Source organism: Paenibacillus sp. fava2, assembly GCF_058313675.1.
Genome location: NZ_CM177755.1, coordinates 2,359,195 through 2,385,567 on the forward strand (window position 1 = coordinate 2,359,195; position 26,373 = coordinate 2,385,567).

Below are 26,373 nucleotides of genomic sequence, written 5' to 3' on the forward strand. Positions count from 1 at the left end.
CTTCCATTCCGGGCGGCGGCTTTTTTACATTGGTTTCTCTCTAAGTCCGGCTAACCTTCTGCGTTCCAGGAGAACACGCGGCTCCGGATAAGGCGTACGGCTCATCGCTTCCAGCTCGGCAAAGGTAATGTCCTTTTTGACCACAACGAAATGGTACATGATTTCATGAACGACGTTTGCTTGCAGTGTTTTAAGGACATCAAGCTCCTCCGCTTCATACAGCGACTGGTCAAAAGGATACTGATAGAACAGCTCCATCCGGAGCAGCCGGTAATCAAACGAAGGTGCGGGAGCAGGATAATCGGGAACCGGCGGCGAAAGCGGGCCTGCAGACGGCTGATAAAAGCTGCCTGTGAAATAGCGGGGGGTATACTCATCGAACTTCTGCTTGAAAAAAGGGTTGGAGCTGTGCGGATAACTATGCGCATAAGGAGCCAGGATGCAGACAACCGCTTTATGGCAGCTGATCCGGTAAATCTCCGCCATAACCGACATCAGATCGTCCACGTACGGCAGTACGCGGCTGGCCATGACGAATTCTGCAGTGTTGTCCGGCAACGGAAGCTCTTGATTTATATCACATACCATATCCACTCCGGGGTACGAGGTCCGGTCGATTCCCAGATAACCGGATTCTTTGGCAGAACCGCAGCCGATATCGATTTTCAAGGAAACCACTCCTTCGGGGGGATAAATAAGGCTCTTCACTATAGTATTATTTCCGCAGGCTCCTGCTTCCGGTAGATGCCTATGATGCGGGAAAGAAAGCGGACTACAGAGCTTTTCTTCCTATTAATAAGCAAAAGATTCCAATAATAAAGGAGCCGCTATAAATGACGTTAACCTTGTTCAAAAATGGAAACCTGGCCGCAGCCGGCTATCCCGGCTATGATGCTGTACTCGTGGAGGACGGCTTCATCAGGGCTGTCGGAAAAGGGAGTGAGCTCTTCCTGCAGCTCTCCGGGCGCCTGGCGGCAGTTATCGACTGGGACGGCGGGCATGTCCTGCCCGGACTTGTAGATGCCCATGTGCATCTGGGCATGCACGGGATGAAGCTGGACATGCTGGATTTCACGGGCATGACCTCCAAGGAGGAGATGCTGCAGGCCATTAAGGAACGGGCGGCAGTCACGCCGCCCGGGGAATGGATTCTCGGCCTCAACTGGAACGAGAATGAATTCAATCCTGCAGCCGCTCCGCATATATCGGAGCTGGACGACGTGACCCGGGAGCATCCGGTGTTCCTGACCCGGACCTGCTTCCACGCTTTTCTGGGCAACAGCGAGGCGTTCCGGCGGGCAGGCGTCACGCCTTCCACGCCTGACTGTGCCTCCGGCGCTTACGGCCGCGACAGCGGGGGCGGGCTGAACGGCTGGATCTACGAGGATGCCGTCCAGCCGTTCAATGCGGTGCAGCCGGCGCCGGATTATGCCGCCCTGAAGCAGGCGGTGCGACGCGGCATCACGGATGCGCTCTCGCTCGGGCTGACCGCGGTCCACACGGAGGACCTGCGTTTCCTGGGCAGCGTGGAGACGATGCTGCGCATTCACCGTGAGCTGCGGGAGGAAGGGCTGCTGTTCCGTACCCATCAGCTGCTCTATTATGCCTATCTGCAGGAGGTGGAGCAGCTGGGGCTGGCCGCAGGCAGCGGAGAGGAGTGGCTGCGGCTTGGCGCGGTCAAGCTGTTCGCCGACGGGGCGATCGGCGGGCGGACAGCCCTGCTTGAGCAGCCCTACAGCGATGCGCCTGAGACCTCGGGCATCGCGATCCATACCCAGGAGGCGCTGAATGACATCGTCAGCTCAGCCCGCAGTCTGGGGTATCCGGTGGCGGTGCATGCCATCGGCGATGCGGCGGCCCGGATGACGCTGGCCGCAATGCGGCATGTGCCGCTCCAGCCGGATGCGGCGCTTCCGGACCGCTTCATTCACGCCCAGGTGCTGAACAGCAGTCTGGTCAGTCAGATGCGCGGCATGCGGCTGATTGCCGATATTCAGCCGCGGTTTGTGGCGAGCGATTTTCCATGGGTGCTGGACCGGGTCGGCCCGGCCAGAACCGGATATCTCTACGCATGGAAGAAGCTCCTGGAAGCGGGCATTCCCTGCGCCGGAGGCAGCGATGCCCCGATCGAGCCGCTGAGCCCGTTCCTCGGGATGCATGCTGCCGTTACCCGCTGCAGACCCGGAGAGCATCATGAAGGCTATCTGCCTGAAGAGAAGCTTAGTCCGCAGGAAGCGCTCCGGCTGTTCACGGAGGGCAGCGCCGCTGCAGCAGGGGAATCATTGGAACGGGGGCGCATAGCGCCCGGTTACCGGGCAGATTTCACAGTTGCGGACCGTGATATCCTTACGGATGCGGAGGAGCTTCTTGAGGCTAAAGTGCGGATGACCATAATCAACGGTGCTGTGGCTTATAGTGCCGGTTAAGCAGGCTTCAACCGGAAACAGGGTATACGGTCAGGAACAGAACAAGTTTATGCAACCCTGCCGGCGGGTTAAACGTTAATAAGGGTAGACATTACTAAACCTGCAAACCTAAGGAGGCCGTCAACATGAGATCACAACGTTCATTACCGGCAGCCGCAGCCGTTGCTGTCCTGATGCTGGCCATTACGGCATGCGGCGGCCGGAGCCCGGCAGAAGCTCCCGGCGAACCCTCGGCAACCGTTGCCCCGGTCCAGACGGAGAGCGCAGCAGCGTCACCTACACCGGCACCTACTGCGGAGCCTGAGCAGACCATTCAGGGTACGGGCACCTATATCGGCCAGATTGACAATCATTCCGTGGAGATAGAGACAGAAGAAGGCCCAACTGCATTTGAGCTGGGAGCAGGTACTGAAGATGCGCCTGCAGCGCTTGAAATGGATGACACCGTCATTATTGAATACGTGGAAAAACCGGTGGAAGGCGATCCTGCGGTCGTTCAGCGGGTGCTATCCAGACTGGAGAAGGCTGCCGGCGGGGAAGCTTCCTCTGAAGCGGCGCTGCCCGCCACCAAAGTAATCAAGCTTACCCTTGAAGGTATGGAGGAGGAGAAGACCGCTAGTCTGGCCGAAGGAGACGGCTATTCCCTGTATGTCTTTGATATCTTCACCTTTGACCCGGCAGCGGGCAGGCTGGCGATGAAGGTGGATCCCGGGTATTATGCTGACATCACCAAGCTGCCTTCCGATTTCAATCTTGACATGCTGGAAGAGGAAGGCCGTGAAGCACTTTCGGCCGTGGGAGAGGTTACGAAGCTGAGCCAGGAGGAGCAGGATCGCCGGATGTCCGGCGTAAGGCTCTATCTTACAGCGATGGGCTCCGGGCTTACCGGCCAGTACATTGTCAAAGAGATTGACGGCCAAGGCTATATCATCCGGCTGAATATCCCGCAGCGCGAAGCTTCGGAAGGGTTCGGGCCGCATGTATATGCTTCACTGGATTCCCTGGTTAACCGTTAACAGCTGAGAATGGCCCAAAAAGGCCGCTGCGGATAAATCCGCAGCGGCCTTTTTACAGCACCAAACCTGTAGCATACCGGAAAAGGCCTGTGGATCAGGCACCGGCATTTACGAGCACAGTAGCGATCATCAGCATGAACAGGAGCAGAATCACAGCATTGATAACGGTACCGATAATGGCAAATACCTTCTTGCGCCTGCGGAGGGTAAGACCGATAATACCAACAACTGCACCGGCTACATTGACAGCAGCCAGAATAAGGACCGTCAGTCCGAGCAGCATGATAGCCTGCGAAGAATCATTGATTACATCATTGCTGCTGCTGAGGATAGAGGTAGCCTGCATACCGGCGTAAACAAAGGAAATGGCATAGCCGACAACTGTAACCAGGGCAATCACGAAGGAAGCGATCCCGGGTCCCGAATGCTTATAATCGCGTTTGTTCTCCTGATAGACATATCCCGGGTTTGTTTCCGGCTGCATGCCAGCTGCGGCCGGAGAGGACTCCGGCAGATTGCCCTGAAGATCGGTTTTGGGCGGATATTGGTGATCCATATTCAGCACTCCTCGTAAATGGGGATGAAGACTCTATACCTTCCACTTTTTCACAACATAGCTGTAAAAGCAAGGTTTAACGGTGAAAATTCCGGAAGTTGCCTCCGGCTGGAATTCACAGGTGCCAATAAGTTAAGATAAGGTGAGCTTAATGAAGAGGAGTTGTGACTGCAATGCAGCGAAAATTTATGGCCTGGGGCGCAATCTTGGCCATGCTGTCGGTGATGATTGGCGCATTCGGAGCCCATATGCTGAAATCGGTGCTTAGCAGCGACGATCTGGCAGTCTATGAGACCGGCGTTCATTATCACATGGTTCATGCGATTGGCCTGCTTGTGATTGCGGTACTGATAGGCCAATGGGGGGAGAGTGCCCGGCTGCGCTGGGCCGGTTGGCTGCTTATAGCGGGAACTGTGCTGTTCTCCGGCAGCCTTTATATGCTCAGTATATCCGGAATCACTATCCTGGGCGCCATTACCCCGCTGGGCGGTGTCTGCTTCATCGCCGGATGGGTCAGCCTGGCCTGGGAGGCCCTGTCGCGCAAAAGCTGATGTCACCATAAGCAAACAGGCACCTGCCCGCGCCGCGGGAGGTGCCTGTTTGCTCTTTACAGTAAGGAATACCCTTACATAAATTCATCAATTTCATAAATTTTAAAGGTATACACTTGTTTTTCGTCGACATGATAGACACTGATGGTAGACGACGCTTCATCAAAATTCAAAATCCGGCAGGGCATGGAGACCTGGTTACCTGGCCGGTTAGTCCGCAGACGGACCAGCTGATTGCTTTTAATATAATGACGGATTTTGGCAAAAGCGTCTACAGACCCTTCGGAAGCGGATTTGGCAGCATTTGGCTTATCTGTCTTTTCAATTAACGGCTTCTCAATGACTGGCTTCTCATTCACCGGCTTCGGCGGCAATTTAAACGGTACCGGCTGTGGTGACTCCTGATTCAGAGCCGCTTTGGCTGAGCGGAGCAGCGTATCGATGCTTCTTCCCATCTCAAGACCCGAAATGATTTTAAAGTCCGTAACCTTATCGCTGTTGTTCAGCATTTCAAGCAGATATTGCAGAGCAAGCGGGTTGGTACGGGCGTTAATCAGGATGTCGACGTTAAACAAATAATTACCGTCCGTATTTTGCAGTTTCTTGTCCATAAATCCCCCAGCTTTTTCATCAAATCAATTCGTAAGCCAAATAAACTATACCATTAAAATTCTAATAAGCATATACTTCTTTGTCCGGAGGAAGGACTTGGGAATCAGATATTCTATAGACGGACCTAGTCCATTCGTCCACACGCCGGGCCTTTGGTACGCATACACATACAGCGTGAATGTGATTATAAGGAGGAAATGCAAAGTGGTAACATTGGAGCCTGTTCAGGTAGGCGGTCATACGCTGGTTGGTGTCGAGGTCAAGCTGCCCAAAACAACCCTGCTGACTATAAGCACGGACCGCGGGTATATTATGTGCGGAGCCCTTGATGTAGGCCTGCTTAATGAAAAGCTGGGTGACCGCAAGATCATTGCAGCCAGAGCAGTGGGTGTGCGTACGTTGGCCCAATTGCTTGCTGCTCCGCTGGAGTCTGTTACTGTTGAGGCTGAGAAGCTGGGGATTGTTCCCGGAATGACCGGTGAAGAAGCACTGCTGTTAATGCTCTAGGATGTAAGAGTTTACCTTTAAAATACAGCCTTGCAGGGGCCTTCGCGGCCCTTTTTATGCTATCTGAATCAAAGCGGATAAGGCTGTAATACATGGTCATCCTACAAAGAGGAAAAAGCATGTCCGCTTACCTTCGCATGCTGTAGCAGCCGGTATGCTGTTGTTTCGTACCGGGGCTTCAGGGGTACAATGAATATAGACAACTGCTGCCGGAGGATGGATATGCAGCCGGCAAATTTTATGGACAAGGATGGGATCTGAAATGGCTAAAGCAACGAACAAAGTTGATACAGCTTCACTGGAACAAGTACTTAACCGTCAGGTAGCTAACCTGAACATACTGTATGTAAAGCTCCACAATTATCACTGGTATGTCAAAGGGGAGCAGTTTTTCTCCCTGCATGTGAAATTTGAAGAGTTGTACGATGATATTACACTGAAAATGGACGAGGTAGCTGAACGCCTGCTCAGCATTAAGGGCAGTCCCGCTGCTACAATGAAAGAATATCTGGAAATCGGCACCATTCAGGAAGCTACAGGCAAAGAGGATACCCGCGGCATGGTGCAGAGCCTGATCGAGGATTTTGCCACAGTAGCGGAAGAGCTGACTGAAGGCATCGAGCTGGCAGAGGAGAGCAGCGACCAGCCGACAGCGGACCTGTTCATCAGAATCCGCACCGATCTGGAAAAACACCAGTGGATGCTCCGCTCCTTTCTGGGAGCTTAACACAGCGGCTTTATAAAGGCTGGATAATGAAATAGAGCCTCCCACGCGGGCACCGTTATTAAGTTAAAGCTCCTTAATGACACAGCCCGTGCGGAGGCTTTATTTTTTTGCGGTAAAATAAAATGAAGCCCATATCCCGCAGATATTTCTGCAGAAGGTGTGATCCAAGCAATTTGTAGATGGCTGCTGCAAGTTATATAATCCATAGTAAACCTGCTGTTAAGTACACGTAGACGGAAAGGGGAGACTGTACTTGAATATTAATCCTGTAGCGTTAAAGGAATGGGCTTCCGCTGTACATGCCCTGGCCGGAGGCCAGCAGATCATCCTGCTGCGCAAAGGGGGTATTGCGGAGGAAACCAGACGCTTTGAGCTGAAGAGCCACTCGTTCTTCCTGTACCCCACCTACGAGCATCAGCGTGAAGAGCTGCTTAAAGAACCTTACCGTCCGCTGGTCGCGCAGACGCTGGCCGATGAGGCTGCCGGAGGGGGCGGAACCGTGCCGCTGGCTGCATATGCAGAAGCAGCTGATGATATTGAGGTCCGCGATCTGGAACAGCTGGAGCTGCTGTATCCGTTCCATATCTGGAGCGAACAGCTAGCCGCCGAACGTCTCCGCTGGAAAGCCAAGGAACCACTGCATGTCCTGCTTCTGCGGGTTTATGTGAGCGAGGCTCAGGCAACCATTCCTGTGCTGCCTGAATATTCGGGCTGCCGTTCCTGGATTGAACTGAAGGAGGCGCCGACGGATCAGCAATGGAAGCCGGTTCTTAGCGACAGCGAATTTGAGCGCCGGAGGTCGGAAATCCTATCCGCGTTAGGCAGTTGACATGCTGTTGTTAACTGTCGGCTCATGTAAAATAGCTGTGAAAATTGCAAAGCAACATTTGTAAAAAGGCATCCTTTGTAATAAAATTAGTGAGAATCATTGATAATCATTATGATTCTGTTTATAATCATTACAATGTGATATAAAATATAATTGTGCTGGCAATCAGGGAAATCCTGTGACAATACAACTTTCTGATTTCGCAAATTGACGAGTGGAGGGAATATTAATTATGGCAGCAGATTTTGTCATTGAGGGACTGAAAGCGACGATTGAAGGAAAGGAAATTCTGAAGGGGATCAATCTTCAGATGAAGGGCGGCGAAATTCACGCCATCATGGGACCGAACGGTACCGGTAAAAGTACACTGGCTTCCGCACTCATGGGTCATCCCAAGTATGAGGTTACTGAAGGTACAGCCGTTCTTGACGGTGAAGACCTGCTGGAAATGGCGGTAGACGAGCGTGCCCGCGCCGGCCTGTTCCTGGCTATGCAGTATCCGAGTGAAATTGCCGGAGTAACCAACTCCGACTTCCTGCGCAGCGCAATCAATGCCCGCCGTGAAGAGGGCAATGAAATCTCCCTGATCCGCTTCATCCGCCAGATGGAAGCGAAGATGAAGGAACTGGAAATGAATCCGGAATTCCTCCACCGCTACCTGAATGAAGGCTTCTCCGGCGGTGAGAAGAAACGTAATGAAATTCTCCAGATGATGATGCTGGATCCGAAGATCGTCATTCTTGACGAAATTGACTCCGGCCTTGATATTGATGCTTTGAAGATTGTAGCTGAAGGCGTAAATGCCATGAGAAGCCCGGAACGCGGTTTCCTGGTCATTACCCACTACCAGCGCCTGCTTAACTACATCAAGCCTGATTTCGTGCATGTTATGATGCAGGGACGTATCGTTAAATCCGGCGGACCTGAGCTGGCTGAGCGTCTGGAAGCAGAAGGCTACGAATGGGTTAAGGAAGAGCTTGGCATTGAAGATGAGACTGTAGGACAGGAAGCTTAATCAGAACACCAGGAAGGAGGAAAACCACTTATGACGACGCAAACCATTCTTCCGGTGGATGCCGAGCGGCTCAGCGAATTATCGCAGGGCAGCGGCGAGCCGGGCTGGCTGAAGGACAGCCGCCTGCAGGCGCTGGCGCTGGCAGCCGAACTGGAACTGCCAAAACTGGAGAAGACGCGGATTGACCGCTGGAACGTGAACAACTACGGAAGCTACAAGGCAAGCAAACCGCTTGCGGCACTTAATGAAGCACCTGCAGCAATTGCTGCACTGATTAAGGACCAGGAGGAAGGCAGCCTGATTATTCAGCAGAATTCAGGTGTGGTCTACACTCGGCTGGCGCCTGAGCTGGCTGCACAGGGGGTAATCTTTACCGATCTGCAGACTGCGGCCAAAGAGCATGGCGATCTTGTTCAGCGTTATCTGCACAAGGCTGTGCTGCCGGGCGAGCATTCCATTGCCGCTTTGCATGCAGCGCTGTGGAACGGCGGAGTATTCCTCTATGTTCCCAAAGATGTGGTTATTGATACTCCGCTGCAGGCTGTTCTGCTTACCGATGATGCCGAAGCAGCGTTTGTTCCGCATATTCTTGTCGTTGCTGATACCAACAGCTCTGTTACTTATGTTGACAACTATGTATCTGACAAGACCGAAGCAGGCCTGCACAACGGTGCGGTTGAAGTCTTCGTGGGCGCTGGTGCCACAGTGCGTTATGCCACTGTTCATCAGCTGGGTGCAGACACAACGGATGTCACTTACCGCCGGGCAGTTGTTGAGAATGACGGCACGATCGAATGGATTGTCGGTGAGATGAACTATGGTGATACCGCCAGCGATACCAAATCGGTGCTCAAAGGCAACGGTTCGAGCTCGGACGCCAAAGTGATTGCAGTAGGCTCCGGCTCCCAGAAGCTGAACTATACTACCCAGGCACAGCATTTCGGCAAGCATACGCCAAGTGACATGATCACCCGTGCGGTTATGCGCGAATCAGCCAATTCCATAATTAACGGAATTACTAAGATCGAGAAGGGTGCTACAAGAGCGGACGGCCAGCAGACTGAAAAAGTACTGATGCTGAGCCCGAAAGCGCGCGGAGACGCCAATCCGATCCTGCTCATAGACGAAGACGATGTAACAGCAGGCCATGCCGCTTCCGTAGGACAGGTCAATCCGGAGCAGGTGTATTACCTGATGTCCCGCGGGATTACACGGCATGACGCAGAGAAACTTATCATATACGGCTTCCTGGCACCTGTCGTGTCGCAAATTCCACTGGAGGGACTGCGCAACCAGCTCCAATCTCTTGTGGAAAGGAAGTTAGGCCAATGATCAGCAGCAGTATCCGGGAGCAGTTTCCCATCCTGAACCAGAAGATTAACGGGCATCCGCTCGTTTACCTGGACAGCGCGGCGACTTCACAGAAGCCGCGCCAGGTCATTGAAGCCGTAAAAGCCTATTATGAATGGGATAATTCGAATGTGCACCGCGGTGTTCATACCTTGGGCAGCCGGGCTACGGATGCTTACGAAGGCGCACGCGAGAAGGTAGCGAAATTCATTAACGCCCGCAGCATCAAGGAGATCATATTCACCCGCGGAACAACAACCGGGCTGAATATTGTAGCTTCCTCCTATGGTCCTGCTGCAGTCGGCGAAGGTGACGAGATCGTTATCACCCAGATGGAGCATCACAGCAATTTCATTCCGTGGCAGCAGCTGGCCAAGCGGACAGGGGCTACCCTGAAGTTCATCCCGCTGCAGCAGGACGGAACAATAAGGCTGGAGGATGCAGAGGCAGCAATCACGGATAAGACGAAGATTGTGGCCATTGCTTATGTTTCCAATGTAATGGGTGTTACGAACCCTGTAAAAGAGCTTGCCGCTATTGCCCACCGCCATGGTGCAGTAATTGTAGTGGACGGTGCACAGAGCACTCCGCATATGAAGGTGGATGTCCAGGATCTGGACTGCGACTTCTATGCGTTTTCCGGCCACAAAATGCTGGCTCCCACCGGCATCGGCGCCCTGTACGGCAAGAAAGCACTGCTGGAAGCGATGGAGCCTGTTGAGTTCGGCGGCGAGATGATTGACGACGTCGGCCTGTACGACTCGACCTGGAAAGAGCTTCCGTACAAGTTCGAAGGCGGCACACCGATTATTGCCGGTGCTGTAGGTCTTGGGGCTGCTATTGATTTCCTGCAGGAGGTTGGGCTGGACAACATCCATGCCCATGAAATGAAGCTTGCCGCTTATGCGGAGCAGAAGCTCTCGGAGATCAGCGACCTGTCGATTTACGGGCCGCGCAACCGCCAGGTTGGTGTAGTCACCTTTAATCTCGGCGACGTCCATCCGCATGATGTGGCTACCGTACTTGATGCCGAAGGCATCGCCGTGCGGGCCGGACATCATTGCTGCCAGCCGCTTATGCGCTGGCTGCAGGTCAGCTCAACTGCCCGTGCCAGCTTCTATCTCTACAATACCGAAGAGGATGTAGATGCGCTGGTTAAAGGCCTAATCAAGGCAAAGGAGTACTTCTCTTATGAACTTGGATGACCTGTATAGACGCGTTATTATGGATCATTATAAAAATCCCCGGAACCGCGGTTCTTTTGAAGATGATGCACTAAAGATCGAACTGAACAACCCGACCTGCGGCGACCGCATTACGCTGCAGCTCAAAGTAGAGGACGGCATCGTCAAGGATGCCCGGTACAGCGGTGAAGGTTGCTCGATCAGCATGTCATCTGCTTCCATGATGACTGAAGCGGTCAAAGGCCAGACGATTGGCCGTGCACTTGAGCTGGCTGACAGCTTTTCCTCACTGATGAAGGGTGAAGATGCAGATTTCGGAGATTACGAAGATATAGAAGCCCTGTCCGGTGTAAATAAATTCCCGGCGCGGATCAAGTGTGCCACCCTGGCCTGGAACGCGCTGCGCAAAGGGATTGAAACAGAAGAAGGGCAACAACAACATTAGAACAAGGAGGCTGACACCATGGCTAAGAAAGCGCCTGATATGGAGGAGTACCAGTACGGGTTCCGTGATGAGCACAAGTCGATATTTCAGTCTGGTAAAGGACTCACGGAAGAAATCGTCCGCGAAATCTCTGCAATCAAAAATGAGCCGGAGTGGATGCTGAACTTCCGCCTGAAATCGCTGGAGCAGTTCCGTAAAATGCCGATGCCTAAATGGGGCGGTAATCTGGATGAACTGGATTTTGACGATATTCAATATTATGTAAGACCTTCCGAGAAGCAGGGCAAGACCTGGGAAGAGGTTCCTTCCGAAATCAAGGAAACCTTTGACAAGCTCGGTATTCCGGAGGCGGAACAGAAGTTCCTCGCCGGTGTCTCGGCACAGTATGAATCCGAGGTTGTCTACCACAGCATGCAGAAGGACCTTGAGGATCAGGGCGTTATTTTCACCGATACGGATACCGCGCTGCGTGAGCACCCTGAGCTGTTCAAGAAATTCTTTGGCACGATCATTCCTCCGGCTGATAACAAATTTGCCGCGCTTAACAGTGCAGTATGGTCAGGCGGAAGCTTCATCTATGTTCCAAAAGGCGTGAAATGCGAAGTGCCTCTGCAGGCTTACTTCCGCATCAACTCCGAGAATATGGGACAGTTCGAGCGTACGCTCATTCTTGCGGATGAGGATAGCTTCGTGCACTATGTTGAGGGCTGTACAGCTCCGATCTACAGCACGAACTCCCTGCACAGCGCAGTTGTTGAGATCCTGTGTATGAAGAACGCACGTGTTCGTTATACTACGATCCAGAACTGGGCGCCGAACATCTATAACCTGGTAACCAAGCGTGCAGTAGCCGAAGAAAATGCCACTATGGAATGGGTTGACGGCAACATCGGCTCCAAGCTGACTATGAAGTATCCTGCGGTTGTCCTGAAGGGACGCGGAGCCAAGGGTTCGGTATTGTCGATCGCGGTTGCCGGTAAAGACCAGCACCAGGATGCAGGCGCTAAGATGATTCACCTGGCACCTGACACAACATCGACGATCGTCTCCAAGTCGATCAGTAAGCACGGCGGCAAGGTCACTTACCGCGGTCTTGCTTCCTTCGGCCGTCAGGCAGAAGGCGCGAAGGCCAATATCAAGTGCGATACGCTGATTCTGGATAACCAGTCCACATCGGATACGATCCCGTACAATGAGATCATGAATGACAATGTTATTCTTGAGCATGAAGCTACGGTATCGAAGGTATCCGAAGAGCAGCTGTTCTATCTGATGAGCCGCGGCCTGACCGAAGCCGATGCTACACAGATGATCATCATGGGCTTTATCGAGCCGTTCACCAAAGAGCTGCCGATGGAATATGCGGTTGAAATGAACAGACTGATCAAGTTCGAAATGGAAGGAAGCATCGGGTAATCCTGTCTTTCAGGACTCCGTGTTTTCGCACCTGATTCATTAATAAGTGTCCGCTGTACTCTGACATTCTTATGTCTGAGACGGCGGACACTTTTTTATTGTGTACAAGTTTAGAACGCCATTTGTTATTGGTTGATAAGAGATGAGTTTGCGTTATCGCCTTCTTAAGCTGATGAAAGTTGACCGTTAACGGATGTGAAACGGAGTTTAAGCGCCGGATTTTCCGGAATATTGCCGAGGAAATAACGGTGGTCATACGTATGGTTAATCGCTATTTCAACACTACTGAAGGTATAGCAAAATAGTGTTAGGCATTACTTTTGATCATTTTGCCAAAGAAACATACCTATTAACATTTTGTTGGAGTGAAATTATGGGAAAATATGGTGGTTATCGTTTGTGATTTGCTATTAATCAGTCGTTGAATTTTGTAAAAGCTAAATTGAGCAGCATTTGGGAGGAAACGGGAGCAATTAAAGATACGGGAGTTATAATGGCCCGGGTTAAGCCTGATTTAACCGGAAAAAACCTGAAATATGCTCATTTCTCCCCTTTGCCGCATTAAAACATGGGTGATAAACTGCTTAAAGTCCCTAAATTGAAAGCGCTAAAAAATATGGCTTGCGATGTGAGGTTTGCATCGCAAGCCAACTGTATCTTACAGACCGCGCCGAGATTGCAGGAACGAAGAGTATGCTTACAGAGCAGGCGTTATTTCGTACAGCCAGGTGCACAAACGGAATAAAGCTTTACCCTGTAAAGCTTTAAGGAGGAGAGACATGGATGTTCTCAGGCAACTGCGGGGCTTTTACCGGGAGAAGCTGCATTATTTGATTCTTTCGATTATTGCTTTGGCCGCCGCAACTGCAGTGGGGCTTATAACCCCCAATTTACTTAGAAGGCTGATTGATGATGTAATTGTTCCCCTGAAGTTTGCCGAGGTGCCGGTATTGGCACTCAGCGTTGTAGCTGTAGTATTTGTAAAAGCCTGCCTGCAGTTTGCACACGGATTTTTTGGAGGACGACTGGGTAACTTTTTGGCCTACCGCCTGCGCAATGCCTGTTATGAGAAGCTGCAATTCCTGTCTTTCCGTTACTATGATACCGCCAAGACAGGCGATCTGATGTCCCGGCTGACCGGGGACCTGGAAGCAATCCGTAACTTTATCGGATTCGGCTTCGCCCAATTGCTGAACGTATTCTTCATGGTGCTGTTCGGCTCTATTATGATGTTCAGCATCAATTGGCAGCTCACGCTGGTTACGCTGATTACGATGCCGTTTCTGGCAGCAGTAGCTTTCAAGTTCGAATCGCGGATTCACCCGGCCTTTCAGGAGATGCGGCTAGCCTTAAGCTCCTTGACCACGGCTGTTCAGGAGAATATTACCGGTGTGCGGACGGTCAAATCTTTTGCCAGAGAGGCTTATGAGGTTGAGAAGTTCTCCCACCGTAATGAACGTTATAAGGATAACCAGATTTTTGCTGCTGAGCTATGGAGCAAGTTCTTTCCTGTAATGGAGCTGCTGGCTTCGGTCAGTATTGCGATCCTGCTCGGTGTAGGCGGTACGCTGGTTATTAAAGGACATATGTCACTGGGCGAGCTGGTAGCCTTTTTCAGTCTGATCTGGTATATCATTGGTCCGGTATGGGGGCTTGGCTTCCATATCAATAACTATACGCAGTCCAAAGCCTCCGGAGAACGGGTGCTCGAGGTGCTCAACCAGCGGATTGATGTGCAGGATAAGGCGGATGCCCTTACGCTGGAAGCTTCCGCAGTGAAAGGTGAGGTTGTTTTCAATCATGTAACCTTTGCTTACGGAAACAAGATGCCGGCGGTCAAGGATATTCATTTCGAAGCACAGCCGGGGGCGGTGATAGGCTTCCTCGGCGGTACGGGCTCCGGTAAATCAACGATTATCCAGCTGATGATGCGTGCTTATGATGTGAACCAGGGCAGTATCACGCTTGACGGCACAGATATAAGGGAATTCAATGTACGCAGTCTGCGTTCACAGATCTCTACCGTGTTCCAGGAGACGTTCCTGTTCTCCTCATCCATCCGCAACAATATTGCCTACGGCCTCAAAAATGTAAGCATGGAGGATATTATCCGGGCCGCGCAGCTTGCCAAGGCCCATGATTTTATTATGGAGATGCCGGAAGGCTATGATACGGTAGTCGGCGAGCGGGGAATGGGCCTCTCCGGCGGCCAGAAGCAGCGGATTGCCATTGCCAGGGCACTGCTGAAGAATCCGCGGATTCTGATCCTCGATGATGCGACCAGTGCCGTCGATATGGAAACGGAGCATGAAATCCAGGCCGGCTTCCAGGAGGTTATGCGCGGGCGGACCACGCTGATTATTGCCCACCGGATTTCCTCGCTGCGTCATGCCGACCAGATCATTGTGATGGATCAGGGGCGGATGGTGCAGAAGGGGACGCATAACGAGCTGATTGAGATCCCGGGGCCTTATCAGGATGTATACCGGATTCAGTATGCCGATTATCTGGCCAGGACGCAGGATAGAGGGGAGGGAACGGAGCATGGAGCTTGAAAAGAAACAGGCGGCGGGAGGACCTGCCGGTAAGCCGGGTAAACCGGGAAAGGCTGCTGCAGGGCAGCTCCTTGAGGAACGTTTTGTATACAAGGATGATGACCAGATCGACAAGGCGTTTGACTGGAAGCAGTTCACCCGGCTGTTCGGCTACATGAAGCCTTATGCCAGGCAGATGCTGCCGATCGTCTCGGTGCTGATGATTCTGGGTACAGTAACCAAGCTGACCGTTCCTTTTTTGACCAGTATGGCGATTGATAAGGCGATTGCCCCCAAGGAAGGAAGCCCCAGCCTGACCCTGTTGTATACATTGACGGCGAGCGTAATTGTGCTCTATCTGATCCAGTGGATCGCCGGGGTATACCGGATCAAATATACAAATGTGATCGGCCAGCGGGTCATTTACGATCTGCGTTCAGATCTGTTCCGGCATATCCAGAAGCTGTCGTTTAACTTCTTCGATAAAAGACCGGCGGGCTCCGTACTGGTACGGGTGACCAATGATATTAACTCCCTGCAGGACCTGTTCACGAACGGGGTCGTCAATCTGATGATCGACTGCGTGCAGCTTGTCGGGATTATGGTCATTCTGCTGCTGATTAACTGGAAGCTCGGACTGGCCGTAATGATTACCGTACCGATCATGTTTTTTGTTTCCACCAAGCTGCGCCAAAAAATCCGGATCGCCTGGCAGGATGTGCGGATGAAAAATTCGCGGATCAACTCCCATCTGAATGAGTCGATTCAGGGCATCCGGGTTACCCAGGCGTATACGCAGGAGCAGGAGAACATGCAGTATTTTGACGCGATGAATATGGACAGCCGCAAATCCTGGAACAAGGCTTCGGCGATGAACCAGGCGTTTGGTCCGATCATCGAGGTTACCGGGGGCATCGGCACCATGATTCTGTTCTGGTTCGGGGCTTACCTGATTCAGTCAGGCGACCTGACCGTCGGTTATCTGGTGGCGTTCAGCACCTATGTCAGCAATTTCTGGGACCCGATTAACCGGCTGGGCCAGATGTACAACCAGCTGCTGGTGGCCATGGCTTCCTCCGAGCGGATATTTGAATATCTGGATGAGCAGCCTGCGGTTCAGGATAAGCCGGATGCGAAGCCGCTGCCGAAGATTCAAGGAGATATCCGCTTCAAGAACGTTGTGTTCGAGTATGAAAAAGGCCGGGCGGCGCTGAAGGGCATCTCGCTTGACGTCAAGGCAGGCCAATCCATTGCGCTTGTCGGGCATACCGGCTCAGGGAAAAGCACCATCATCAACCTGATCGGGCGTTTCTATGATATTAAAAGCGGTGAGCTGACAATTGACGGTCAGGATGTGCGTGAGGTGCAGCTGCAGAGTCTGCGCGAGCAGATCGGGATCGTGCTGCAGGATACGTTCATTTTCTCCGGGACGATCCGCGACAATATCCGTTTCGGACGGCTGGATGCCACCGACCAGGAGGTTGAAGAGGTCGCCAAGGCGGTCGATGCGCATGAGTTCATCACGAAGCTGCCGCGCGGCTATGACACTGAGGTAGAGGAACGGGGAAGCGCCCTGTCGATGGGGCAACGCCAGCTGCTCTCCTTTGCCCGGGCGCTGTTGGCTGACCCGCGGATTCTGATTCTGGATGAAGCAACAGCCAGCATCGACACCGAGACAGAGATCAAAATCCAGGATGCGCTCAAAATCCTGCTGCAGGGTCGGACCTCCTTCATCGTAGCCCACCGGCTCTCGACGATCCGCCATGCCGACAAGATTGTCGTGCTTGATCACGGTGAAATCAAGGAAGAGGGCAATCATGCCGAGCTCACCGAACGCGATGGTATTTATAACGGATTAATTGAAGCGCAATTCCGCTTCCTATAGCAATAAACAGCAGCAGCCCGTTCCTGATTGCCAGGTTACGGGCTGCTGCTTCGTAAAGGCCTGTAATCATAGTGTTCATCTCCCGGATGCCTATTACGTCAATGTGTGCTTTTACAATAAAACGAAGACCGCCGTATTTTCAAACCACTGCTATTTACGGCGCCTGCCTGCTTTTCCGCTTGTCCGCACTTCAGCCAGCTGTGTATGGATCTCCTGCTGCCAGGCGGTATCGCCAGTCTGGGCTGCAAGCTTCCCCTCCATATTCAGCCGGCCTATTTCCCAGCAGTAGACGCTATTAGCGTGCAGGCAGTGCTGTTGTTCTGTAAGCTCTGCCGGCGTAAGCGGACGCATGCGGCTTATCGTATACAGCTCAGCCAGCCGCTGATGAATCAGTAGCATCACTCCACCTCCGGTTATTGTGCAGCTGTCTTAACAGCCTCGCCAGAGAAACGGGAGTCCAAACGGCTGGACAAGCCATACAAAGTAATTTGCCTGATGAACTGAATCAGTATCTAGGCTGGACCTGCAATTTTAAGTTAAGGGGCGGGGGAAGATAAAAAAAGAGGCTCCAGCCGCAGGCAGCAGCTTAGGGAGCCTCTTGGGATTATTCCATGTAAATTTCTACTACGGTAATTTGGCGCTCACGGGACAGATCAACAAATTTACTCTCAATCTGAACCAGCGGACGGAAGACATCAAGGGGATTGTTCATAATAATAACACCCATGTCACCGGTGCTGAGCAGCACCTTTTTGTTAATGAAATTGGGCATCAGATGCTGGATAAAGGCTTGTACATGACTGCCGTTCAGCTTGCCGAAGCTGAGGGAATTAAGTTCCCGCAGAACGGAGATGAATTCCTGCTTCGACTGGTAGGCCCGCTGGGAGGTCATCGCACTGTAAGTATCGGCAACGGCTGCAATCTGCGCATAGGGATGGATCTCGGATTTGGTCAGGTTGTTTGGATAGCCGGTGCCGTCATCCCGTTCATGATGCTGCAGGGCAATAAGCGCCGTAAAGGGGTCATCCATGGAGCTGCGGATTATTTCATTGCCGTAAAGCGTATGTAGTTTGACTTCTTCATATTCCTGAGAGGTAAGCTTACCAGGCTTCTGAAGGATAGCCGGAGAAATCTGGCAATTGCCGATGTCGATTAAATATCCGGCCCGTCCGATCTCATAACACTCCTGCTTGGAATATCCGAGCCATGATGCTATATAATAGGAAAGCATGCCAACCTGCAGGGAATGGTTATAGGTATAATTATCATCCCTGTCCAGCAGCAGCAGCAGAGTCACTACATCTTTGTGCTTGTCCAGCGCGTGCAGGGTAGGCTGGAGGATGTCATCAACCACGGACTGGTTGAAGCTCCCTTTGGTCAACGCTTCCAGATACAGTGACTCAAAGCCTTCTATACTGTTGTCAAAGTTTGCATTTACAGTCTCGATGACGGGAGATCCGCTGGTGTTGATAACCGTGTGCTCCCGGGCATTGATATCAACGTAATCAACCCCGTGCTGTATCAGCCTGGAGATTTCTTCAAGCCGAAGGCGCGATCCTTTGGATAATACGTGTAGGCCTCTTGAACTAAAGGTATCCGACTGCAGGTAATCACCGGCTTTAAGATCCATGACGTGTACTCTCAATGCTATGCCACCTTACTAATAGTAATTTGTACCCAGCATAGCAACAAAGACGGAATTATTCAATGGTTTTACCGTAAGGTTTACAGGGATTTATACGCTTTGGCTTTCGGGTCAGAGCCGAGCCAGGCCTCACCGGATTCATTGATATCCTTCTTCCATACCGGTACATCGGCCTTCAGCTTCTCAATGGCATATCGGCTTGCTTCATAACAGATGTCACGGTGGGCGGCGGAGACGGCGATGATAACACTGGCCTCCTTAAGTCCTACCAGGCCTGTCCGGTGTGCAATTGCGCAATTAGCATTCCACCGGCTACGGACATCATTGCCGATTTCCTGCAGTTTGGCAAGCGCCATGGGAGTATAGGCTTCATAATGAAGGGCGGTAGTCCGCTGGTCCCCGGTCATTTCCCGGGTCGTACCTACGAATACAAGGGAAGCGCCGTGATTCTGATCCAGCACCTTGTCCAGCAGTGCTTCTGCATTCAGAGGCTGGCCGGTAATGATAAACAGTCCGTCGGCTGTCTCTCCGTCCGTATCTGCAGGTTCCCCTCCTGATACCGGCGGGATCAGTGCTACTTCGGAATTCTCAGTAACAGGTGTATCATCTGGCGCATATTCGTGGTCAATAGCTACGAGTGAAGTATGGATCTGCTGTGCAGCCTCAGGATAAGCAGCGGCAAGCAGCGCCTTCAGTCCGCCTGCGGACAACGGGGCTTCGGGTGCCTGGAATTTCAGGGTGGATGCACTGAACAGCTCGGCCAGGCCGGCGAACAGGCGAATGTTGATCTGCATTGTTCATTTCACCTCGGGGTTCTAATAATGATTCCAATATACCATAATGCCCCTGAAAATGTTATGCTAGGCTACATAAGATTACATGCCTGCCGCTTCTGCCGGAACGGCTTTACAGAAGGAAGGGAACTAGTGCTCATGGAGTCTGCACCGCAAAGACTGACGATACTGCATACCAATGATATACATAGCCATTTTGAGACGATGAGTCCCATTGCCGCCGGAATAGCCGGGTTTAAAGCTGCAGCAGGTGAAGACGCAGTGCTGCTGGTGGATATCGGTGACCATATGGACCGTGCTGCTGTAGAGACGGAAGGAACTATGGGTCAGGCGAATATAGACATCATCAATCTGACCGGGTATGACGCGGTAACCATCGGCAATAACGAAGGCCTGACCTTTTCGCCAGAGACGCTGGCCGCCATATTCTCAGGACTGCAGTGCCCCGTAGTATGCTGTAATTTTCTTGATGCCGCCACCGGGCAGCCTCCGCAATGGATGAGGCAGCATGCCATTGTGGAGAAGAACGGCATCAGGATCGGCATAACCGGGGCTACCGCTGCGTTTACCTCCTTTTATGCACTGCTGGGATGGGAAGTTACGGAGCCTGAGGAAGCACTTCGTACGCAATGCCGGCTGCTGGCTCAGCAGGCAGATATTGTGATCATCCTTTCCCATCTGGGACTGCCGGCAGATAAGCTGCTGGCTGAGCGTCTGGAGGGCGTCCATGCCATTCTCGGAGGCCACACCCATCATCTGCTGGAGCAGCCGCTCCTGATTAACGGAACAGCGGTCTGCGGAGCCGGAAAATTCGGCCGCTATCTGGGCAGACTGCAGTTTGAGCGGCCTGAAGCCGGCAGGCCGTTCAGACTGGTCAGCGGCGGCTGCATTGAACTGGATCAGCAACTGACCGAGTCCGTGATCGCTCCGGCGGCTGCGCTCCATCTGCAGCAAGGGCGTGAGGCGCTTGAGGAGACTGTAGCGATCACCGGGCATGAGCTTCCGCTTAATCTGCTTGGTGAATCGCCCTTCGGCAATCTGCTGGCCCAGGCAGTGCGCCGGTTTACACGCACCAGACTGTCGCTGGTCAATTCGGGCCAGCTGCTCGGTCCGCTTCCGGAAGGCAACATAACGGTAGGTATGCTGCATGCGCTGTGCCCGTCACCGATCAATCCCTGCATTGTAAAGCTTACGGGTAGAGACATCCGGACCGCTCTTGCGCAGAGCCTGACAGAAGCGTTCTGCATGAAGCCGATATTCGGTTACGGCTTCAGGGGAAAGGTGCTCGGCAGCCTGGCTGTCGACGGATTAAAAATCTTGTACGACCCTGCTGTGATGCCTTATGATAACAGTATTGCAGTTTTTGTCGAAGGGGAGCCGCTGGAGGACGAAACGGAATATGAGGTCGGTACCCTGGATATGTTCACCTTCCGTTCCGGCTATGAGAGTATTGCGAACGGACGCGATCCGGTGTATCTGGTGCCGCATTTTCTGCGTGATCTGCTGCGGATGGAGCTGCAGCGTCCTGGAAGCCTGGAAGATAGCGCCGGTATCCGCTGGGCAGACACAGGCGCTTTATAGCTTTTCTTACATAAGCACATAACAGCACAGGCAATAACCAAAAGCAGTGTTCATTTTTCTATCAGGAGGAAGCTATGGATACAATTACAGCAATCATTCTAGCTATAGTAGAAGGAATTACCGAATTTATTCCGGTATCTTCTACGGGCCATATGATTCTCACTACCAAGCTGCTTGGCTTTGATGAACAGTCGCCGATCATGAAGACCTATGAAATCGTGATTCAGCTTGGCGCAATTCTGGCCATTGCACTGGTCTACCGCAAACGTGTGCTGGATCTGCTCGGCATCGGGCGCAGTAAACGGGGCAGAGGCGGCGTCATGCCGGCCTCACGGCTCAATCTGATTCACGTAATCCTTGGGATTGCTCCGGCACTGGCTGTGGCTTTTTTTGCCCGGGACTTTATTAAAGGCCTGTTCGGAGCCACTACGGTGCTCTGGGCGCTCGTTGCCGGCGGGATACTGATGATTGTGGCGGAGTGGTGGAACAAGCGCAAATCGCGCGTGACTGCGCATGAGCTGGATGACTTGTCGTACGGCCAGGCGCTGTCCATCGGTCTGTACCAGATTATTTCAGTGCTCTGGCCGGGATTCTCGCGTTCCGGTTCAACGATTTCAGGCGGTATGCTGAGCGGGGTAAGCTATAAGGCGTCAGCCGACTTCTCCTTCCTTATTGCCATTCCGATTATGTGCGCTGCATCCGGCTATGAGCTGCTGGATTCTTACAAATATTTCACCAAGGATACCATTTGGGATTTTGCGATCGGCTTCGTGATTGCCTTTGTGGTCGCTTATGTGGTGGTAGTATTATTTATGAAGCTGATCCAGAAGATCAGACCGACGCATTTTGCCATTTACCGGTTTATACTCGCAGCCGTTTTCTGGCTGTTTATTATGCGCTAGCCCAGGTTCGTTGAAGATAACGGTATAGGCACAGAATGCATTTATAACTTTATTAACAGAATAGCAATTTACCGTTAAAGGCAGGAGTGAGCCAAGGTGCGTTTAGTATCCGTGAATCGGCTTCAGTCGGGGATGAAGCTGGGAAAAAAGATTTATAATGATGAAGGGCTGGTTCTGCTCGCTGACGGGGTGGAACTATCGGATGCGTTAATCAAGCGGCTGGCCAGGATCGACATCGGCTATGTCTATATAGAGGACGCCAATACAGATGATGTCGTGATCACCACATTGCTGCATGATGAAACACGTAACCAGGCGCTCAAGGTAATCCGTAACCAGTTTCAGGAGATGTCCAGCATGTCCGGTATTACCAAAGGCTTTTATCATCTGGACAAAAAATTCTCCAAGGTAATGGATTCCATTCTGGACGATATGTCCTCCCAGGAAGATCCGATGATTATGCTGGCGGATATGCACACAGCGGATAATTATCTGTATGTCCATTCGCTTAATGTATGTCTCTATACACTTGTCCTTGGCATTGCTCACGGCTACAGCAAAGAAGAGCTGCGCGTGCTCGGTCTCGGTTCGCTGCTGCATGATATCGGCAAAACCCAGATTCCGGTCAAAATCGTTCAAAAGCCCGGCATGCTCAGCGATGAAGAATTCCGCCATATGCAGGCCCATACGGAGATCGGCTACCGGATTCTCAAGGATGAGCCTAATATCCCGCTGCTCGCGGCGCATTGCGCACTGCAGCATCATGAACGTATTAACGGCACAGGCTATCCGCGCGGGCTGACCGGCCCGCAGATTCATGAATACGCCAAATGGCTGGGTGTCGCTGATTCTTATGATGCGATGACCTCTAACCGGATCTACAAAAAAGCGATGCTGCCCCACCAGGCGGTTGAAGCACTGTATGTCGGTTCCGGTACCTTGTACGAGCAGAAGCAGCTTGAGCTGTTCAGAGACCGGGTGGCCATCTATCCGCTTGGGCTGACTGTCAAGCTGAGTACAGGAGAAAGCGGTATTGTTGTGAAGATAGACCCCAGCATACCGCACAGGCCGGTAGTGCGGGTGATTACAGGTCAGGAAGGTGAACCGGTTACGCCGTATGAGATTGATCTGGGTACCGCGCTTTCCGTAGTGATTTCCGATGTCTCGGATGACGAAGAGCAGACGAAGTCCACCTGAATTGCAGAAATTGCGGCAGGAGGCTTCGCATGAAGCCATCTGCCTCCTAGCAGCGAGGAGCGAATAACAGGCAGCCGCAGTAGTGCGGTTGACAATGCCTGTTATCGCCCCGCTGTTTTTCATTAGGAGTGGTTTCGCGGCACACCGTCATCCAGCAGGTTCAGAATATGCAGTTTTTTGGCCGGGCGTGGTATGATAAAGGGTAAGCTGCCTATCTTTTTCATTTATTTGGGTTAATAATAAGGAATACGTATTAAAGGAGCAAGCAAAAATGAGTATATTAGAACCTTCATCAAGAATAATAAGGGAGCTGTCGCCAAGCTATGATCCTTGGGATCCGATTACTTCACTGCGCCAGCATGGACAGCATGTACTGACCAGTGTGGAGATGACGGTTACTAATCTGTGCAATATGCGTTGTGAACACTGTGCAGTCGGTGACAGCCTCACCATGAAGGAAGGGGAAATGCTGCCGCTTGCCAATATGCTGAAGCGCCTTGACGAAGTGGAGCATTTGCAAACCATAAGCATTACCGGGGGAGAGCCGATGTTTCGCGCTTCTACCGTGGATAACATTATTGTACCGCTGCTGAAATATGCACATGAGCGGGGCATCCGCTCACAGATTAATTCAAATTTGACGATGCCGTACGCCCGGTATGAAAAGCTGCTGCCTTATCTGGATGTGATGCATATTTCATTTAATTATGTAAACGGCGATGACTTCCATGAGGTCGGCTTCGCGAACAGCGGACATCCTGTCGCCAGGGAAGCCGCGTACCGGCTATATGACACAATGATTGAGAATTCCCGCCGGCTCAGTGAGGATGGCATGCTGATCTCCGCAGAATCAATGATCAACTACCGTACCCATACGAAGCTGCCGCAAATCCATAAGCTGATCGGTGACATGGGCGCCAGACGCCATGAGGTTCATCCGATGTATGCCTCAAGCTTTGCCTCCTCACTGCCGGTCTTATCGCTGAAGGAGATGGGCGATGCGATTCATTCCCTGCTGGACGCCCGTGATCCGGAAATGTGGATGCTGTTCGGCACGCTTCCGTTCTTCGCCTGCAGCTCTCTTGAAGAGGACCAGCAGCTGCTGCGCAGACTGCGGACAGAGAAGAATGTGACGCTGCGCAATGATCCGGACGGACGTAACCGGGTAAATGTGAATATGTTTACCGGCGATGTTTTTGTGACCGATTTTGCCGATATTTCCGCTTTCGGTAACATTGGCTCAAGCAGGCTGGACGATATCTTTGCCGACTGGCAGAACAGTCATCCGCTTAACCAGAAGGTGAACTGCTTCTGTGATGCTGCGGGCTGCTGCGGTCCGAATCTGCTGGTGGCTGATATGTATTACCCCAAGGTCGATTTCAAATCAAGAAAGGCGATCACACTGTAGAATCGAGGCGTTGTTATTGTGCATACGGAATTTGACATAGGAAGCTTATTGCTTAATCTGGTTCTGGTTCTGGTGCTTGTCTTGTTAAACGGTATATTTGTTGCTGCGGAGTTTTCACTGGTGAAGGTCAGACAGTCCCGTCTGACCCAGCTGGTGAGTGAGGGGAACAAGATGGCCGGATACGCGCTGAAGGTCAACAAGAAGCTGGATGCGTACCTGTCTGCTACCCAATTCGGAATTACGCTTGCCTCCCTCGGGCTGGGCTGGATCGGGGAGCCGGCGATCTCGGAGCTGCTGGTAGAGCCGCTGATGTTTCAGCTCGGCGTTACCGATCATACTTTAATTTCTACCGTGTCGGTTATAGTCGGATTTTCCATTATTACTTTCTTACATATAGTATTGGGGGAGCTGGCTCCGAAATCCCTGGCGATTCAAAAAACAGAAGGCTCAGCGCTGCTGCTCTCAGCACCGCTGATGTTCTTTTATAATCTGTTTCTTCCGTTCATCTGGATTCTGAATGCTTCGGCAAATGCGCTTCTTAGACTGGTTGGCGTGGAGCCTGCCAGTGAAGCGGAAGCCGCCCACTCGGAGGAGGAAATACGCATCCTGATGAATCAGAGCGCCAAGAGCGGGGTCATTGATCAGGATGAAATGAAGCTGATGGACAATATTTTTGAATTCTCGGACCTGCTGGCCCGTGAAGTCATGCTGCCGCGCACCGATATGGATGTGCTGTACAGCAATCTATCGCTGGAAGAAAATATGCGGATTATAACGGAAACCAAGCATTCCAGATATCCCGTAGCCAATGAGGACAAAGACCGGATTATCGGCTTTATTCACATCACCGACCTGCTGTTTGCCCCGCTCGATCAGCAGAATGATCTGGCGTCGCTGGTACGTCCGATCCTGAATGTTCCGGAATCGATGGAGATTAGCCATGCCCTGCGGCTGATGCAGAAGAATAAAGCCCAGCTGACACTGGTGGTTGATGAGTACGGCGGAACGGCCGGCCTGCTGACTGCCGAGGATATTCTCGAAGAAATCGTCGGCGATCTGCATGATGAATTCGAGAATGAGCGTCCAGACGTTGAACGTAACGGGGAATATATCTCCGTGGACGGGCGGATGCTGATTGAAGATGTCAATGACCTGACTGGTGTAATTATTGAAGACGAGGAAGTTGATTCCATCGGCGGCTGGCTGTTCAAGGAGCTGGAGGGCAACCCGTCGAAGGGTAAAAATATTGTTGTAGGCGATGTAACCTTTGAGGTGGAGGAATCGACCCGGCTGCGGATTACAAGAATCAAAATCCACCGGGAGAATCGGCCCGAGGCGGAAGATACAGACAGCGCTGCGGATGAGGGAATAGAATAGAGCGGATTCGGATGAAGCCGCTGCCGGTAAGAATAGGCCGTACTGCTGCACACAGGTTTTGACCTGGTGCGGCGGTGCGGTTTTTTTTCGTCGTGAACGTTCTGATTGATTGGTGGACTCTCATACAATAGCTACGAAGAGATCATAGCCAGAATTGAGGTATCAACCAATGAGGAGGGGAACGCTATTGAACTCCCAGGAGCGTGTATGGGCCACTTACCGCGGACCGTTTGATCCTTGCCCGCCGGTGCCGTTCAAAACGTACGTTGTGCCGCCGAACCAGTATATTAACTTTCAGCCGCCGGGCCTGCCGCAGTATCCGCTGCCGGAAGCCCTGAGGGCAGGGACTTTATGGCCGGCTTTTTACAGTCCCTACGAATCCAAAGCAGGAAAAGGGAAAGGGGGCATCTAGTCCG

At 52.1% G+C, this 26,373-nt stretch carries 25 protein-coding genes; 19 read left to right on the forward strand and 6 right to left on the reverse strand.

Going from position 1 to position 26,373, the window contains the following annotated elements; all coding sequences use genetic code 11:
* Positions 1-24: 24 nt before the first annotated feature.
* Positions 25-669: a methyltransferase domain-containing protein gene (locus AC4G46_RS09770; protein WP_491127759.1), complete on the reverse strand. Its 645-nt coding sequence runs from the start codon at positions 667-669 to the stop codon at positions 25-27.
* 164 nt (positions 670-833) lie between these two features.
* Here AC4G46_RS09770 and AC4G46_RS09775 point away from each other — a divergent pair, with 164 nt between their 5' ends.
* Positions 834-2,426, forward strand: coding sequence for an amidohydrolase (locus tag AC4G46_RS09775; RefSeq protein ID WP_491127760.1), 1,593 nt, complete (start codon positions 834-836; stop codon positions 2,424-2,426).
* Between the two features lie 125 nt (positions 2,427-2,551).
* Positions 2,552-3,442, forward strand: coding sequence for a DUF8580 domain-containing lipoprotein (locus AC4G46_RS09780; RefSeq protein WP_491127761.1), 891 nt, complete (start codon positions 2,552-2,554; stop codon positions 3,440-3,442).
* A 94-nt stretch (positions 3,443-3,536) separates the two neighbouring features.
* On the opposite strand, the gene AC4G46_RS09785 is transcribed toward AC4G46_RS09780, so the two are convergent.
* Positions 3,537-3,998 carry a hypothetical protein gene (locus AC4G46_RS09785; protein WP_491127762.1) on the reverse strand — a complete coding sequence of 154 codons (462 nt, stop codon included), beginning with the start codon at positions 3,996-3,998 and terminating at the stop codon, positions 3,537-3,539.
* Positions 3,999-4,171: 173 nt separating this feature from the next.
* Between AC4G46_RS09785 and AC4G46_RS09790 the strand changes: the two genes are divergently transcribed.
* Positions 4,172-4,549 (forward strand): DUF423 domain-containing protein, encoded by a 378-nt coding sequence (locus AC4G46_RS09790; RefSeq protein ID WP_491127763.1) that lies wholly within the window; start codon positions 4,172-4,174, stop codon positions 4,547-4,549.
* Between the two features lie 74 nt (positions 4,550-4,623).
* Here the strand turns inward: AC4G46_RS09790 and AC4G46_RS09795 are convergent, their stop codons facing one another.
* The gene (locus tag AC4G46_RS09795) at positions 4,624-5,160 is read right to left on the reverse strand and encodes a hypothetical protein (protein ID WP_491127764.1); all 537 of its coding nucleotides are present in this window, start codon (positions 5,158-5,160) and stop codon (positions 4,624-4,626) included.
* Between the two features lie 205 nt (positions 5,161-5,365).
* Between AC4G46_RS09795 and AC4G46_RS09800 the strand changes: the two genes are divergently transcribed.
* The 10 genes from AC4G46_RS09800 to AC4G46_RS09845 all read left to right on the forward strand — a co-directional run bounded on the left by AC4G46_RS09800 (position 5,366) and on the right by AC4G46_RS09845 (position 17,053).
* A complete protein-coding gene (locus AC4G46_RS09800) occupies positions 5,366-5,668 on the forward strand; it encodes a YunC family protein (protein WP_068720510.1) in 303 nt (100 codons plus the stop codon).
* 262 nt (positions 5,669-5,930) lie between these two features.
* Complete coding sequence (locus AC4G46_RS09805; protein WP_491127765.1) at positions 5,931-6,395, forward strand: Dps family protein; 465 nt, start codon at positions 5,931-5,933, stop codon at positions 6,393-6,395.
* Positions 6,396-6,648: 253 nt separating this feature from the next.
* Complete coding sequence (locus AC4G46_RS09810; RefSeq protein WP_491127766.1) at positions 6,649-7,224, forward strand: DUF1802 family protein; 576 nt, start codon at positions 6,649-6,651, stop codon at positions 7,222-7,224.
* 232 nt (positions 7,225-7,456) lie between these two features.
* Positions 7,457-8,239, forward strand: a complete 783-nt coding sequence (sufC, locus tag AC4G46_RS09815) for a Fe-S cluster assembly ATPase SufC (protein WP_491127767.1) — start codon at positions 7,457-7,459, stop codon at positions 8,237-8,239.
* Positions 8,240-8,269: 30 nt separating this feature from the next.
* Entirely contained in the window at positions 8,270-9,571 is a 1,302-nt protein-coding gene (sufD, locus tag AC4G46_RS09820) for a Fe-S cluster assembly protein SufD (RefSeq protein ID WP_491127768.1), read from the forward strand.
* Positions 9,568-10,794, forward strand: coding sequence for a cysteine desulfurase (locus tag AC4G46_RS09825; RefSeq protein ID WP_491127769.1), 1,227 nt, complete (start codon positions 9,568-9,570; stop codon positions 10,792-10,794). Before sufD ends, AC4G46_RS09825 begins: the two co-directional genes overlap by 4 nt.
* Entirely contained in the window at positions 10,781-11,218 is a 438-nt protein-coding gene (sufU, locus tag AC4G46_RS09830) for a Fe-S cluster assembly sulfur transfer protein SufU (RefSeq protein WP_068720505.1), read from the forward strand. The genes AC4G46_RS09825 and sufU overlap by 14 nt, the downstream gene beginning before the upstream one ends.
* 18 nt (positions 11,219-11,236) lie before the next feature.
* Positions 11,237-12,634, forward strand: coding sequence for a Fe-S cluster assembly protein SufB (gene sufB / locus AC4G46_RS09835; protein ID WP_068720503.1), 1,398 nt, complete (start codon positions 11,237-11,239; stop codon positions 12,632-12,634).
* Between the two features lie 779 nt (positions 12,635-13,413).
* On the forward strand, positions 13,414-15,189 hold the full coding sequence (locus AC4G46_RS09840) for an ABC transporter ATP-binding protein (protein WP_491127770.1): 1,776 nt from the start codon (positions 13,414-13,416) through the stop codon (positions 15,187-15,189).
* A complete protein-coding gene (locus AC4G46_RS09845) occupies positions 15,179-17,053 on the forward strand; it encodes an ABC transporter ATP-binding protein (protein WP_491127771.1) in 1,875 nt (624 codons plus the stop codon). The genes AC4G46_RS09840 and AC4G46_RS09845 overlap by 11 nt, the downstream gene beginning before the upstream one ends.
* A gap of 150 nt (positions 17,054-17,203) precedes the next feature.
* Here the strand turns inward: AC4G46_RS09845 and AC4G46_RS09850 are convergent, their stop codons facing one another.
* The 3 genes from AC4G46_RS09850 to AC4G46_RS09860 all read right to left on the reverse strand — a co-directional run bounded on the left by AC4G46_RS09850 (position 17,204) and on the right by AC4G46_RS09860 (position 19,492).
* Positions 17,204-17,452, reverse strand: coding sequence for a DUF7667 family protein (locus AC4G46_RS09850; RefSeq protein ID WP_491127772.1), 249 nt, complete (start codon positions 17,450-17,452; stop codon positions 17,204-17,206).
* Positions 17,453-17,657: 205 nt separating this feature from the next.
* Positions 17,658-18,698, reverse strand: coding sequence for an HD-GYP domain-containing protein (locus AC4G46_RS09855; RefSeq protein WP_491127773.1), 1,041 nt, complete (start codon positions 18,696-18,698; stop codon positions 17,658-17,660).
* 80 nt (positions 18,699-18,778) lie between these two features.
* On the reverse strand, positions 18,779-19,492 hold the full coding sequence (locus tag AC4G46_RS09860) for a molybdenum cofactor biosynthesis protein (RefSeq protein WP_491127774.1): 714 nt from the start codon (positions 19,490-19,492) through the stop codon (positions 18,779-18,781).
* A gap of 138 nt (positions 19,493-19,630) precedes the next feature.
* On the opposite strand from AC4G46_RS09860, the gene AC4G46_RS09865 reads away from it, so the two are divergent.
* The 6 genes from AC4G46_RS09865 (at position 19,631) to AC4G46_RS09890 (ending at position 26,369) form a co-directional block, all read left to right on the forward strand.
* A complete protein-coding gene (locus tag AC4G46_RS09865) occupies positions 19,631-21,073 on the forward strand; it encodes a bifunctional metallophosphatase/5'-nucleotidase (RefSeq protein WP_491128837.1) in 1,443 nt (480 codons plus the stop codon).
* 74 nt (positions 21,074-21,147) lie between these two features.
* Positions 21,148-21,975 carry an undecaprenyl-diphosphate phosphatase gene (locus tag AC4G46_RS09870; RefSeq protein WP_491127775.1) on the forward strand — a complete coding sequence of 276 codons (828 nt, stop codon included), beginning with the start codon at positions 21,148-21,150 and terminating at the stop codon, positions 21,973-21,975.
* Between the two features lie 96 nt (positions 21,976-22,071).
* Positions 22,072-23,172 (forward strand): HD-GYP domain-containing protein, encoded by a 1,101-nt coding sequence (locus AC4G46_RS09875; RefSeq protein ID WP_491127776.1) that lies wholly within the window; start codon positions 22,072-22,074, stop codon positions 23,170-23,172.
* A 271-nt stretch (positions 23,173-23,443) separates the two neighbouring features.
* Positions 23,444-24,580, forward strand: a complete 1,137-nt coding sequence (gene yfkAB / locus AC4G46_RS09880) for a radical SAM/CxCxxxxC motif protein YfkAB (RefSeq protein WP_491127777.1) — start codon at positions 23,444-23,446, stop codon at positions 24,578-24,580.
* Between the two features lie 18 nt (positions 24,581-24,598).
* Positions 24,599-25,957: a hemolysin family protein gene (locus AC4G46_RS09885; protein WP_491127778.1), complete on the forward strand. Its 1,359-nt coding sequence runs from the start codon at positions 24,599-24,601 to the stop codon at positions 25,955-25,957.
* A gap of 187 nt (positions 25,958-26,144) precedes the next feature.
* A complete protein-coding gene (locus AC4G46_RS09890; protein WP_241781541.1) occupies positions 26,145-26,369 on the forward strand; it encodes a spore coat associated protein CotJA in 225 nt (74 codons plus the stop codon).
* Positions 26,370-26,373: the final 4 nt, after the last annotated feature.

Excerpts from the sequence above, each read along its gene's own strand:
- sufB (WP_068720503.1), top strand. The coding sequence starts at position 11,237 with ATGGCTAAGAAAGCGCCTGATATGGAGGAGTACCAGTACGGGTTCCGT.
- AC4G46_RS09790 (WP_491127763.1), top strand. The coding sequence starts at position 4,172 with ATGCAGCGAAAATTTATGGCCTGGGGCGCAATCTTGGCCATGCTGTCG.
- AC4G46_RS09780 (WP_491127761.1), top strand. The coding sequence starts at position 2,552 with ATGAGATCACAACGTTCATTACCGGCAGCCGCAGCCGTTGCTGTCCTG.
- AC4G46_RS09860 (WP_491127774.1), bottom strand. The coding sequence starts at position 19,492 with ATGCAGATCAACATTCGCCTGTTCGCCGGCCTGGCCGAGCTGTTCAGT.
- sufC (WP_491127767.1), top strand. The coding sequence starts at position 7,457 with ATGGCAGCAGATTTTGTCATTGAGGGACTGAAAGCGACGATTGAAGGA.
- yfkAB (WP_491127777.1), top strand. The coding sequence starts at position 23,444 with ATGAGTATATTAGAACCTTCATCAAGAATAATAAGGGAGCTGTCGCCA.
- AC4G46_RS09845 (WP_491127771.1), top strand. The coding sequence starts at position 15,179 with ATGGAGCTTGAAAAGAAACAGGCGGCGGGAGGACCTGCCGGTAAGCCG.
- AC4G46_RS09825 (WP_491127769.1), top strand. The coding sequence starts at position 9,568 with ATGATCAGCAGCAGTATCCGGGAGCAGTTTCCCATCCTGAACCAGAAG.
- sufD (WP_491127768.1), top strand. The coding sequence starts at position 8,270 with ATGACGACGCAAACCATTCTTCCGGTGGATGCCGAGCGGCTCAGCGAA.
- AC4G46_RS09805 (WP_491127765.1), top strand. The coding sequence starts at position 5,931 with ATGGCTAAAGCAACGAACAAAGTTGATACAGCTTCACTGGAACAAGTA.
- AC4G46_RS09865 (WP_491128837.1), top strand. The coding sequence starts at position 19,631 with ATGGAGTCTGCACCGCAAAGACTGACGATACTGCATACCAATGATATA.
- AC4G46_RS09785 (WP_491127762.1), bottom strand. The coding sequence starts at position 3,998 with ATGGATCACCAATATCCGCCCAAAACCGATCTTCAGGGCAATCTGCCG.
- AC4G46_RS09850 (WP_491127772.1), bottom strand. The coding sequence starts at position 17,452 with ATGCTACTGATTCATCAGCGGCTGGCTGAGCTGTATACGATAAGCCGC.
- AC4G46_RS09840 (WP_491127770.1), top strand. The coding sequence starts at position 13,414 with ATGGATGTTCTCAGGCAACTGCGGGGCTTTTACCGGGAGAAGCTGCAT.
- AC4G46_RS09795 (WP_491127764.1), bottom strand. The coding sequence starts at position 5,160 with ATGGACAAGAAACTGCAAAATACGGACGGTAATTATTTGTTTAACGTC.
- sufU (WP_068720505.1), top strand. The coding sequence starts at position 10,781 with ATGAACTTGGATGACCTGTATAGACGCGTTATTATGGATCATTATAAA.
- AC4G46_RS09775 (WP_491127760.1), top strand. The coding sequence starts at position 834 with ATGACGTTAACCTTGTTCAAAAATGGAAACCTGGCCGCAGCCGGCTAT.
- AC4G46_RS09870 (WP_491127775.1), top strand. The coding sequence starts at position 21,148 with ATGGATACAATTACAGCAATCATTCTAGCTATAGTAGAAGGAATTACC.